At 60.3% G+C, this 11,409-nt stretch carries 13 protein-coding genes; 8 read left to right on the top strand and 5 right to left on the bottom strand.

The genetic code is table 11. The annotated features are described in order from the left end of the window. Positions 1 to 408, top strand: a 408-nt coding sequence (locus AC1DLB_RS08590) for a hypothetical protein (protein ID WP_477784867.1), incomplete at its 5' end; no start/stop codon positions are given. Here the strand turns inward: AC1DLB_RS08590 and AC1DLB_RS08585 are convergent. From AC1DLB_RS08585 to AC1DLB_RS08565, 5 genes are all read right to left on the bottom strand, one after another. Then, complete coding sequence (locus tag AC1DLB_RS08585; protein ID WP_230138966.1) at positions 402 to 1,304, bottom strand: universal stress protein; 903 nt, start codon at positions 1,302 to 1,304, stop codon at positions 402 to 404. The two genes, AC1DLB_RS08590 and AC1DLB_RS08585, sit on opposite strands and share 7 nt — an antisense overlap. A 189-nt stretch (positions 1,305 to 1,493) precedes the next feature. Then, positions 1,494 to 2,093 carry a serine protease family protein gene (locus tag AC1DLB_RS08580; RefSeq protein WP_305412809.1) on the bottom strand — a complete coding sequence of 200 codons (600 nt, stop codon included), beginning with the start codon at positions 2,091 to 2,093 and terminating at the stop codon, positions 1,494 to 1,496. Positions 2,094 to 2,430: 337 nt separating this feature from the next. Continuing rightward, entirely contained in the window at positions 2,431 to 3,651 is a 1,221-nt protein-coding gene (gene arsJ, locus AC1DLB_RS08575) for an organoarsenical effux MFS transporter ArsJ (RefSeq protein WP_230138965.1), read from the bottom strand. A gap of 9 nt (positions 3,652 to 3,660) precedes the next feature. Then, positions 3,661 to 4,665 (bottom strand): ArsJ-associated glyceraldehyde-3-phosphate dehydrogenase, encoded by a 1,005-nt coding sequence (locus tag AC1DLB_RS08570; RefSeq protein WP_477784866.1) that lies wholly within the window; start codon positions 4,663 to 4,665, stop codon positions 3,661 to 3,663. 43 nt (positions 4,666 to 4,708) lie between these two features. Continuing rightward, entirely contained in the window at positions 4,709 to 5,074 is a 366-nt protein-coding gene (locus AC1DLB_RS08565; protein ID WP_086945530.1) for a metalloregulator ArsR/SmtB family transcription factor, read from the bottom strand. 222 nt (positions 5,075 to 5,296) lie between these two features. Between AC1DLB_RS08565 and AC1DLB_RS08560 the strand changes: the two genes are divergently transcribed. The 7 genes from AC1DLB_RS08560 to AC1DLB_RS08530 all read left to right on the top strand — a co-directional run bounded on the left by AC1DLB_RS08560 (position 5,297) and on the right by AC1DLB_RS08530 (position 11,237). Beyond that, positions 5,297 to 5,968, top strand: coding sequence for a GntR family transcriptional regulator (locus AC1DLB_RS08560; protein ID WP_007935506.1), 672 nt, complete (start codon positions 5,297 to 5,299; stop codon positions 5,966 to 5,968). A 114-nt stretch (positions 5,969 to 6,082) separates the two neighbouring features. Beyond that, positions 6,083 to 7,015, top strand: a complete 933-nt coding sequence (locus tag AC1DLB_RS08555) for a 4-hydroxyproline epimerase (RefSeq protein ID WP_138867118.1) — start codon at positions 6,083 to 6,085, stop codon at positions 7,013 to 7,015. Further along, entirely contained in the window at positions 7,012 to 8,127 is a 1,116-nt protein-coding gene (locus tag AC1DLB_RS08550; protein WP_477784865.1) for an NAD(P)/FAD-dependent oxidoreductase, read from the top strand. The genes AC1DLB_RS08555 and AC1DLB_RS08550 overlap by 4 nt, the downstream gene beginning before the upstream one ends. Beyond that, positions 8,120 to 8,356, top strand: a complete 237-nt coding sequence (locus AC1DLB_RS08545; RefSeq protein WP_008074690.1) for a (2Fe-2S)-binding protein — start codon at positions 8,120 to 8,122, stop codon at positions 8,354 to 8,356. Before AC1DLB_RS08550 ends, AC1DLB_RS08545 begins: the two co-directional genes overlap by 8 nt. Next, the gene (locus AC1DLB_RS08540) at positions 8,353 to 9,606 is read left to right on the top strand and encodes an FAD-dependent oxidoreductase (RefSeq protein WP_477784868.1); all 1,254 of its coding nucleotides are present in this window, start codon (positions 8,353 to 8,355) and stop codon (positions 9,604 to 9,606) included. The genes AC1DLB_RS08545 and AC1DLB_RS08540 overlap by 4 nt, the downstream gene beginning before the upstream one ends. Positions 9,607 to 9,677: 71 nt before the next feature. After that, positions 9,678 to 10,427, top strand: coding sequence for an AraC family transcriptional regulator (locus AC1DLB_RS08535; RefSeq protein ID WP_019581955.1), 750 nt, complete (start codon positions 9,678 to 9,680; stop codon positions 10,425 to 10,427). 450 nt (positions 10,428 to 10,877) lie between these two features. Beyond that, the gene (locus tag AC1DLB_RS08530; protein WP_477784864.1) at positions 10,878 to 11,237 is read left to right on the top strand and encodes a DUF6124 family protein; all 360 of its coding nucleotides are present in this window, start codon (positions 10,878 to 10,880) and stop codon (positions 11,235 to 11,237) included. Positions 11,238 to 11,409: the final 172 nt, after the last annotated feature.

Raw genomic sequence — 11,409 nt, 5'->3', positions numbered from 1 at the left:
ATCATAGTGCTCGCTGGTGACTTCCCGCAGTGCGACGGGGAATATCACTCGGGTACCATCACGCTCAAAACGGCCCTTAAGCCACGATTGGGGAAAAGCTTCCCGGTCTCGGAATTTAAAGATCTAACGATCCAGAACACGGACTCCAACAAGAATATAAAGAGCGCCATCGGCCTGGGCATTGCGGGCGCGATGTTGTTGGGGCCGGTCGGTGCCATCGCTGGCTATCTGCTCGCGGGCAACAACACGGAAGTGACCTTCATGGCCACCCTGAAGGACGGTGGCAAGCTCCTGGCGGCAACCGATAGCGAGACCTTCGAGGACATCTCGGCACGTGCCCACAAAAAAAACCGCCCCGGTCGCCGAGGCGTCCCTCGCGAATCATTTAACAACGACTCCATTCACTGATCCGCTGCCCCCGTGACCGCGAAGATGTTGCAGGGCACTCTATACAGAACATGCTCCGTCGTACTGCCCACCCACTTGCCCAACCCCTTGCGATGCGCATTGCCCATGACGATCACATCGGCCCGGTGATGCGCTGCAAAGTCAGCCAGCGCTTTGCCGGGCGGGCCCGCAACGAAGTGTTGTCGCTCGGTGGGCACGCCAAAGTGGTCGGCCAATGCGATGAATGACTGATGCAGAGACTTGCGCACGTCACTGTTGAAGCCTGGCATCGTCACTGCACCCGCGCCTGCGTCGGCTATATGCGTCAGCGACAGATCATAGGCATGCAGCAAATGCAGTTCTGCGTTGCATTGCATGGCCAGTCCGTTCGCTGCCTGGATGATGCGGTCGTTGATGCCGGTGATCTGCGTATCGGGTTGCGACGGATCGACCGCCGCCACGATCACCCGCGGCAGCGGACACCTGACTTCGCTGACCAGATGCACAGGCACCGGACATTCGCGCAACAGGTGCCAATCCAGAGGTGTAACGAAAACACGCTTGAGTGCAGACTCGTGCTGCACGTCCTTGATCACCAGATCCGGTTGCATTTCTGCCACGTGCCGAAGGATTTCTTGCAACGCGCTGCGGGTTACAAGCACTTCGGTGCTTACCGTGACCCCGCGCCCGCGTATCAGATCTGCTTCATCCTTCAGCCACTTTTCGTTCTCTTGCTGACAGGCCTCACGAAACCGCGCACCGGCGCTCATCAACCCCAAAAGGTGAGAGTCTTCGATAAACACCGTGATGTGCAGCGCTGCGCCAGTGGCTTCGGCGATGGCGACAGCTCGTTCCAACGCCGGGGTGTGACGCATGGCTGGGCCGGCTATCAGAAAGAGTCGTTGATATTGGCTCATGTAACACCTCCAAACGTTCCGGGATATCTAACTCCCCCCAACGCTCTCGCCTGTCAAACCACCGACGATTGGCTATCGCCTCAACTAACGGGATCGACACTATCAATATACGCCTTGATTGAATAAGCGAGTGATAGACGCGCCACGTCACACCGAATCCGATGTTCCGGATTCGGTGATGACCCAACACTACTTCTGCGCGTATTTCGTGCCGTGCGAATCGTTAAGCTGTGCCTGCATCAGCCCCCACTCACGTTGAATGATCGAGTAAGGAATAAAGATACTGATCCGCTCAGCGCCCTTTACCCCAGGGTGAAAACTCACATCGTGAAGTGTGGTGGAGAAGAATCCGACATTAATACCGACAATGCTGCCGTCATTGGCGATAACCGGCCCACCCGACATCCCCTTGATCATCGGGGCATCATGGATCGAATAGCGTTCGCCGCTGCCTTCATCACTGTTGATGAAAGGCGCCGGATACACCTTGCCTTGCCCGCTGACCGTCGTCATATACGGACTCGTTCCCACGGCAGTGATGTGCTCACCCACGCGCGGCGCGCGCCATGACGGATAATGGCCGTCGGCCTTGTGCTTGATGAAGACCAGGTCGCAACCGGTGCTGCAGCTGTATATCACGTTGCGGATAAGGGGTGTGTGGCGGGTGGTGACGGCGTAGTCTTCGTTCCATTGCACGGCCGAGGCCGTGTACAGATAGGGCAAGGGAAACCCTGAGAAGACTGAGAAATATGAATCGTTGGCAGGTCCCGACAAGTCGGGTTTTACCATACCGTTGCATCCTGCAATACCAGCTCCTATTAAAAAGTAGGCCATGATTTTAATCATGATGTTCACCGACTTATAAGGAGATTTTAGTTTTTGTTGTGTCAGGTTTTAGTGATCGGGTTGTTGTAGTTGTTCCTCGCTGCCTGTTCTGGTGGGTAATGTATGGCCTAGGTTGTAAGCRTGTGTATGAATTAATTGCGCTAAGAACAATCGCTTTTCGTTACATATAAAAAACTTCAAATATTTGGCGCCTGAAAAATGTCACACGCACCAAAATAAATATAAATGGAAGTTGCACTTAATAAGTGTAAAACGCGTGAAACAGTACTTTTAGAGCGATTTAGAGCACGTTGGAATGCCGCGGCAACCTAACAGAAATCAGTGCCGCGAAAATAACAAATGCGCTGGATATCCATAAACACGCTTCCAGCCCGAAGACCTGAAAAACCCAACCGGAGAGCACGGTGCCGATCAGCCGTCCCATGGCGTTGGACATGTAGTAGAAGCCCACATCCAGCGATACGCCGTCTTCCTTGGCGTAGGACACGATCAGGTAGCTGTGCAGCGAGGAATTCACCGCGAACAACGCACCAAAGATCATCAGACCGCCCAACAGCACCCACTGTGGCGACAACCCGGTGTTCAGCCCCAGCGCGATTGCCGCCGGCAGGCCTGCCAAGGCAACCGCCCAAAGAAACGCGGCGCGGCCATCCGGGACATGCCCTCGTTGCTTGCCGGTGATCCGCGGCGCGAGCGATTGCACGATGCCGTAGCCAATCACCCAGGCCGCCAGGAATCCACCGACCTTCCAGAAGTCCCAGCCAAAAACGCTGCTCAAGTACACCGGTAAAGCCACCACGAACCAGACATCGCGGGCACCGAACAGGAACATCCGTGCCGCCGACAAGATGTTGATGGCCCGGCTCTTGGAGAGGATGTCACGGAACCTGGGCTTGGCTTTCGCCTTGCCCAGGTCCTTTTTCAACAGGATCAGGCTGCTGAGCCAGATCAGCGAAAGAACGCCTGCCATGGCCAGCAGCGCCCCTCTGAAACCGATCAGGGCGAGCAATGCCCCGCCGAGAAAGAAACCGACGCCCTTGAGGGCATTCTTCGAGCCGGTGAGGATGGCTATCCATTGATAAAGCGTGCCCTGTTGCCCGTCGGGCACCAGAAGCTTGATCGAGCTTTTGGCGCTCATCTTGTTCAGGTCTTTGGCGATCCCCGACAGTGCCTGCGCCCCCATCACCCAAGGAATCGTCAGCCAGGCCACCGGCACCGTCAGCATCAACAGCGCCACCACCTGCATCCCCAGCCCGATGTTCATGGTCCGGTTCAACCCCAGTCGCGCGCCGAGATAACCGCCCAGCAGGTTGGTGATCACGCCAAAGAGTTCGTAGAACAGAAACAACGCCGCGATTTGCAACGGGCTGTAGCCCAACCCGTGAAAGTGCAGCACCACCAACATGCGCAAGGCACCGTCGGTGAGGGTAAAAGCCCAGTAATTGCCCGTAACAAGCAGGTATTGCCGCACTGACGGCGCGAGGGCTGACAAGGCTTTCATCAACGCTCCTTAAACGGCCAGACCGACCATCCTGGCCAATTCGACGGTGYGGTTCGCGTACCCCCATTCGTTGTCGTACCAGGCATAGATTTTGACCTGGGTGCCGTTGATGACCATGGTCGACAGCGCATCGATGATCGATGAGCGCGGATCGGTGCGGTAGTCGATGGACACCAGCGGACGCTCCTCGAAACCGAGAATACCTTTGAGTTCGTTCTCGGACGCGTCCTTGAGAAACCGATTCACTTCGTCAACCGTGGTGACGCGATCGACCTCGAACACACAATCAGTCAGCGAAGCATTGGCCAACGGTACACGCACCGCGTGGCCATTCAGACGCCCGCGCAGCTCCGGGAAAATTTCCGCGATGGCGGTGGCCGAACCGGTGCTGGTCGGGATCAGGCTCATGCCCGAAGCCCGCGCACGGCGCAGATCCTTGTGGGGTTGGTCGAGAATGCTTTGGGTGTTGGTCAAGTCGTGAATGGTGGTGATCGAGCCGTGGCGAATGCCTAGCGCTTCATGGATCACCTTGACCACTGGCGCGAGGCAATTGGTGGTGCACGACGCCGCGGTAACGATGCGATGTTCCGCCGGATTGAACAGTTGATGGTTGACGCCCATGACGATGTTCAGCGCGCCCTCTTCTTTCACCGGAGCACTGACCACCACGCGCTTGACGCCCTGGTCGAGGTACGCCTGAAGCACCGCGACAGTCTTCATCTTGCCGCTGGCTTCAATCACCAGATCGCAGCCCGACCAATCGGTATCGGCAATCGCCTTGTTGGCGGAAACCTTGATGCGCTTGCCGTCGATGACAATGCAGTTACCTTCGGCGCTGGCTTGATCATTCCAGCGACCATGCACCGAATCGAAGTTCAGCAGGTGCGCATGCGTCGCCGCGTCGCCTGCGGGGTCGTTGATCTGCACGAACTCAAACTCCGGCCAGTGCCAGGCGGCGCGCATGGCGAGACGACCGATGCGGCCAAAACCATTGATGCCCACTTTGATAGTCATGTTGGTGTGCTCTGTATCTGTTGTCAGGGATAGGCTTTTGAAATTATCGAACCGGACAGCAGGCGGCTGCCCGTTCAGGGCGCTCACCCATGTCTTCAAGACGTTTGGCATCCGCGCTCAGCCAATGCTGGTTGGTTTCAAGCACGACAGTCAGCATTTGAAGCACCCAGTCAGGAAGGCTCGGGTGCAACCGGTAGTAAACCCATTGGCCTTGTCGACGGTCCGACAGCAATCCGCTGGTGCGCAACTGCGCCAGGTGCCTGGAGACTTTCGGCTGGCTCTCATCCAACGCACAGGTCAGCTCGCAGACACACAACTCTCCCTCGCGGGCGATGAGCAGCATCATGCGGACCCGGTTGTCGTCAGCCAGGCATTTGAAAACAGTGGTCGGCGTCAGAGAGTCAGCCATTTCGGGTCTCGGCGTTTGGGTTTCATACAGCAACACGGGCTTCGCGACACAGGCAAGCCTCATTAATATGCGTTTTGCCGAATATATGTTTTTCCGTATATACGGTAAAGCAGCAAATCTTCGACCAACACAACCAGCGTCCTGACGTTCGTGCGGTCCCGGGAAGATCAGCGAAAGGATTTCGTATACCCTATCGCTATCTCACTCCAAACGATCGCCGCCGTGAACCTACCCAAACTCAACGCTCCCGACCTTGGCAATACGCCTTCGACCTCGGAAATCATCACCCGTCATCTGCGCGACGCGATCGTCGCCGGGCATTTCGCCGAAGATGAGCCGATTCGCCAGGACGACATTGCCCGCCAGTTCAACGTCAGCAAGATTCCAGTGCGCGAGGCCCTCAAGCGGCTGGAAGCCGAAGGGCTGGTGATGTTCCAGCGCAATCGCGGGGCGATGGTCACGCGGGTTTCCGATGCCGAGCTGGCGCAGATGTTCGAAGTGCGCATGTTGCTGGAAGACAAAATACTGCGCCTGGCCATCCCCAACATGACCGAAGAAACCTTCGCCCGTGCCGAGCGTATCTGTCAGGAATTCATCGGCGAGGACGACGTGGGCCGCTGGGCCGAGCTCAACTGGGAGCTGCATGCCTGCCTCTACGAACCGGCACAACGGCCGTTTCTGGTCAGCCTGATTCGATCGGTCAACGACAAGCTGGAGCGCTACCTGCGCATGCAGATGAGCCTGTCGGCCGGCAAGGAACGGGCCGATCACGAGCATCGCGAAATACTCGCGGCCTGCCGTGCCGGCGATGTGGAGCTGGCGGTGAAGCTGCTGGACGAACACATTGCCGGGGTCTGCAAGACCCTGTTCGAGCACCTGCCCCACGCCCACTGACGGCTCAGGATGCTGTGCCGATTTCGTCATCGGCACAGGATAAATCCATCAAGCCGGCACCCCGCCGCACAGGCCACTCTTGCGTTCACTCATCTGAACGGACGTGGCCCTTCCATGAAACGCATCACCGTGATCGACTCCCACACCGGCGGCGAACCGACCCGTCTGGTGACCGCCGGCTTTCCTGACCTGGGCACCGGCAGCATGGCTGAACGGCGCAAGCGGCTGGCCGACCATCATGATCAATGGCGCGCGGCCTGTGTGCTGGAACCACGAGGCAGCGACGTGCTGGTGGGTGCCCTGCTCTGCACACCGGTAGACCCGAGCGCCTGTGCCGGAGTGATTTTCTTCAACAACACCGGTTACCTGGGCATGTGCGGCCACGGCACCATCGGCCTGGTGGCGTCGTTGGCGCATCTGGGCAAGATCGGCCCCGGTGTGCACCGCATCGAGACGCCGGTGGGGACGGTGCAGGCGACCCTGCACGAAGACCATTCGGTGAGCGTGCGCAATGTGCCGGCCTACCGTTACCGCAAGGCGTTGGTGTTGCAGGTGCCGGGCATCGGCCAGGTGGTCGGCGATATTGCCTGGGGCGGCAACTGGTTTTTCCTGATCGCCGAGCATGGCCTGCGGGTGGCCGGCGACAACCTTGACGCGCTGACTGCTTATACCTACGCCGTGCAACAAGCGCTGGAAGCCCAGGGCATTCGTGGCGAAGACGGCGGGTTGATCGACCATATCGAACTGTTCGCCGATGACGATCACGCCGACAGTCGCAACTTTGTCCTATGCCCCGGCAAGGCCTATGACCGCTCACCGTGCGGCACCGGCACCAGTGCCAAACTGGCGTGCCTGGCCGCCGACGACAAGTTGCAACCGGGGCAGATCTGGCGTCAGGCCAGTGTCATCGGCAGCGAGTTCGAAGGCTCTTACGAATGGCAAGGCGAGCGCATCGTGCCGACCATTCGTGGCCGTGCCTTTATCAGCGCTGAAGCCAGTTTGATCATCGAACAAGATGACCCGTTCGCCTGGGGCATTCGCCCATGAGCGAGGGCCTGGTGGCCGATGTAATCGTGATCGGCGCCGGCATCATCGGCGCCGCCTGCGCCCAGGCACTGGCCCGTCGTGGCTTGCAGGTGTTGGTGCTGGACGCCGGCCTGCACGGTGCGACGGCGGCAGGCATGGGCCACCTGCTSGTGCTCGATGACAACCCGGCCGAACTGGCCCTGAGCCAATATTCCCTGCAACGCTGGCGTGAACTGGCGCCGGACCTGCCCGACGGCTGCGCYTACCGCAACAACGGCACACTGTGGCTGGCGGCCAACGCCGAGGAAATGGCGGTCGCCCACAGCAAATACCTGAACCTGAAAGCCCAGGGCGTGGCGTGTGAACTGGTCAGCGCCAGCGCCTTGCGTCAGCGTGAACCGGAACTGCGCGAGGATCTGGAAGGCGGCTTGCTCATCAATGGCGACGGCATTCTGTATGCGCCGGCGACGGCCCGCTGGATGCTCGACACACCGAACATCCGTCAGCACCGGGCGCGGGTCAGCGCGGTCGATGGCAATCGCGTTTACCTCGATGACGGCCATTGGTTGCGGGCCGAAGCCGTGGTGTTGGCCAACGGCATTCAGGCCAGCGAACTGTGCCCGGAGTTACCCATCGAGCCGAAAAAAGGTCACCTGCTGATTACCGACCGCTACCCCGGCACCGTCACCCACACCTTGGTGGAGTTGGGTTACRTCACCAGCGCGCACAACGCCACCGGCCCATCGACCGCCTGCAATATTCAGCCGCGCCCCACCGGGCAATTGTTCATCGGTGCCTCGCGGCAATTCGGCACCACCGACCCACAGGTCGAAGGCTGGATGCTGGCGAAAATGCTCAAGCGTGCCGCCGAGTACATGCCAGGCCTGGCCCGGCTCAACGGCATCCGCGCCTGGACCGGTTTTCGCGCCGCCAGCCCCGACGGCCTGCCGCTGGTGGGCCAGCACCCACAGCAGCAGGGCTTGTGGCTGGCGGTCGGGCACGAAGGATTGGGCGTCACCACGGCCCCCGGCACGGCCGACTTGCTGGTGGCGCAGCTGTTCAACGAAACCCCGCCACTGACCGCGCAACCGTATCTGCCCCAGCGTTTCCTCGGAGAACCTGTCTATGCCTGAATTATTGCTGGACGGCCGCGCCTTGAAGGTGGCCGAGGGCACCAGCGTCGCCGCAGCCTTGGCGCTGGGCAGCGACGGATGCACACGCACTTCGGTCAGTGGCCAACGCCGCGCACCGCTGTGCGGCATGGGTATTTGCCAGGAATGCCGGGTGACCATCGACGGCCGGCGACGCCTGGCCTGCCAGACTCTGTGCCGTGACGGCATGCAGGTGCAGACATGCCCATGAACGAATACGCCGATCTGCTGATCATCGGTGCTGGCCCCGCTGGCATRGCCGCTGCTCTTGCCGCTGCCCCCAGTGGCGCACGCATCGTCATGCTCGACGACAATCCGCTGCCGGGCGGGCAAATCTGGCGTGACGGCCCTCAAGCCAATGTGCCCGATCAGGCCCGTCGCCTGCGTGAGCGATTGCATGCGTGCAGCAACATTCGCCGTCACGCCGCCACCCGGGTGATCGCCAGTCCCGGTCCGAAACAGCTGCTGGTCGAAAATGACGATGACGGCTGGCTGATCAGTTATCACCGATTGATTCTGTGCACCGGCGCCCGCGAGTTGCTGCTGCCCTTCCCCGGCTGGACGTTGCCCGGCGTGACCGGCGCTGGTGGCTTGCAGGCGCTGATCAAGGCGGGCCTGCCGGTGCAGGGTGAGCGCGTGGTGATCGCCGGCAGCGGCCCGTTGTTACTGGCGACTGCCGCCACCGCGAAAAAACACGGCGCGCAGATCCAGCGCATCGCCGAGCAAGCCTCGCGCACCGCCGTCGCCGGTTTCGCCGCACAACTGCCCCGCTGGCCTGGCAAATGGCTGCAATCGTTCAGCCTGTTCGACCGCCATTACCGCACCGCGACGCATGTGCTGGCCGCCCTTGGCACTGACCGACTGGAAGGTGTGCGCCTGCAACAGCAGGGCAAAATCGTCGAACTGGCCTGTGATCGGCTGGCCTGTGGTTTCGGCTTGATCCCGAACATTCAATTGGGCCAGGCACTGGGTTACGCCATCGAGGGTCAGGCGTTGGCCGTGGATGCCTGGCAGGCCAGTCGCGTCGATCATTATGCGGCGGGAGAATGCACCGGGTTTGGTGGCAGTGAACTGGCGTTGGTCGAAGGTGCCATTGCTGGGCACGCGGCGGTCGGTGACCTTGAAGCGGCACGCCAGTTGTGGCCACGTCGAGCGCGCTGGCAGGGTTTTGCCAAGGCACTGAATCAGGCCTTCGCCCTCGACCCACAACTCAAATCCCTGGCCCGCCCCGACACCTTGGTCTGCCGCTGTGAAGACGTGCCCTACGGCGCATTGACCGGGCACACCGACTGGCGTGAAGCCAAACTGGCCAGTCGCTGTGGCATGGGCGCCTGTCAGGGCCGGGTGTGTGGTGGCGCGGTGCAGCACCTGTTTGGCTGGCAACCCTCGGCGCCCCGTCCGCCCTTCAGCCCGGCCCGAATCGAGACCTTGATGTGCCTGGACGACACCCCGCCAGCCTGAAACCCCCTCGGGGGTTTCAGCCGCGCTGTCGAGCCTCTATGATCCCGGGGTCGCCCTCAGACCCCAGCGCCATGTACCCCTCGCTCAGCACCTTCAAACCCTGCGACCTGCCCACGCTGTTGAACAGCCTGCAGCCGATTGCGCCGCTGCTCGACACCCTGGCGGACGTGGTGTTTTTCATCAAGGACCGCGAAGCCCGCTATGCCTTCGTCAACCAGACCCTGGCCCGGCGTTGCGGTTTCAAACATCGCGAGGATCTGCTGGGGCTCACCGCCGAGATGGTCTTCCCGGAACGCTTCGGCCCGCTGTACACCGAACAGGATCGGCGGGTGCTGTCCAGCGGTCGCGAGATGGCCGACCAACTGGAACTGCACCTGTATTACGGCAACCAGCCGATCTGGTGCCTGACCCACAAACTCGCCTTGAAGGATGAACAGGGTCACATCGTGGGCCTGGCCGGGATCTCCCGCGACCTGCAATCGCCGCAGTCCAATCACCCCGCGTTCCAGAAACTCGCCGCCGTGGACGCGCACATCCGCAGCCACTTCGCCCGCCCCATCAGCCTCGCCGAACTGACCGCCATCGCCGGTTACTCCGTGGCGCAACTGGAGCGTCACTGCAAGCGGGTGTTCCAGCTCACGCCACGGCAGATGATCAACAAGGCGCGCCTGGATGAAGGTTCTCGGCTGTTGCTGCACAGCGACCTGCCGATCACCGAGATCGCCCTGCGCTGCGGTTACACCGACCACAGTGCGTTCAGCCGGCAGTTTCGTGCGTTGACCGGTTTGTCGCCGAGTCAGTATCGGGACACACAGCGTTAGGCCAGCAGGAAAGATCAAAAGATCGCAGCCTTCGGCAGCTCCTACATAGGAATGGTGAACCCCTGTAGGAGCTGCCGAAGGCTGCGATCTTTTGATCTTAAACGGTGATGTTTAAACGACACTTCCAGACACTCACCCAGGCTACACATCCTTGCGCCTCTGCCTACGACTACGCCAGAATCCGCCGGCTTGTGCGCCTTGATGCCGGGCTCTATCGTTTCCGGGTCGCTGACGAATCAGCGATCGGATTTGACCGTCCGAATAAATCAAGGCGCGCCAGCGTCCAAGACCTTTTCAGGCATTGCCTGATATATCGTGTCGCGGTGGCTGTGCGTGGGACACCTTCGGTGTGCCGGATTCCTTGATGTCCGGTCGGTCAACCCGCGTACAGCTGCCACCTTGTTCGTTTGACCGCGAACGGCGGTAGCTCCACTCATCAAGGAGCTTCACATGTTCAAACCAACGCCAAATCCTCCGGAAACCGACGACGTTTCCCCCTACGAATCCCTCGATTCGAAAAAGCTCCACGCAGCCGCCGACCGCGCCCTCGATCATTACCTCAAACCGCCCACCCCCAAAGACACCCAGCGCAAACCCAGCACCATTTACCATGTGGGTGCGAAGGTCGATAACGAAACCCTGCTGGTCAACGCCTGCGAATCCCTGGCGTCAGCSAGCATGATGCTCAGTGAGTTCGYCGGGTTGATGGACATGCCRCATCGCAAYRTSATGTTGGGGATTCAATCGGTGGTCATGCTCGGGGAGCTGGCCGTCAACCGGGTGCTGGATAATTTCGATCCACAAGACTGACACTGGATCTGAAGTGATTGGGCATCTGTGGCGAGGGAGCTTGCTCCCGCTCGGCTGCGCAGCAGTCGCAAAACCGGCATATGCGGTGTGCCAGAAAAATGCGGTTGCTGGATTTGGGGTCGCTTCGCAACCCAGCGGGAGCAAGCTCCCTCGCCACATGGGTGTGTCAGAG

The sequence above is a fragment of the Pseudomonas sp. 05N434 genome (genome assembly GCF_056396965.1).
This window is presented reverse-complemented; position numbering and strand designations above follow the sequence as displayed.

Coding starts and splice junctions, on each gene's coding strand:
- AC1DLB_RS08555 (WP_138867118.1), top strand. CDS start 6,083: ATGAAACGCATCACCGTGATCGACTCCCACACCGGCGGCGAACCGACC.
- AC1DLB_RS08545 (WP_008074690.1), top strand. CDS start 8,120: ATGCCTGAATTATTGCTGGACGGCCGCGCCTTGAAGGTGGCCGAGGGC.
- AC1DLB_RS08580 (WP_305412809.1), bottom strand. CDS start 2,093: ATGGTAAAACCCGACTTGTCGGGACCTGCCAACGATTCATATTTCTCA.
- AC1DLB_RS08565 (WP_086945530.1), bottom strand. CDS start 5,074: ATGGCTGACTCTCTGACGCCGACCACTGTTTTCAAATGCCTGGCTGAC.
- AC1DLB_RS08535 (WP_019581955.1), top strand. CDS start 9,678: ATGTACCCCTCGCTCAGCACCTTCAAACCCTGCGACCTGCCCACGCTG.
- arsJ (WP_230138965.1), bottom strand. CDS start 3,651: ATGAAAGCCTTGTCAGCCCTCGCGCCGTCAGTGCGGCAATACCTGCTT.
- AC1DLB_RS08585 (WP_230138966.1), bottom strand. CDS start 1,304: ATGAGCCAATATCAACGACTCTTTCTGATAGCCGGCCCAGCCATGCGT.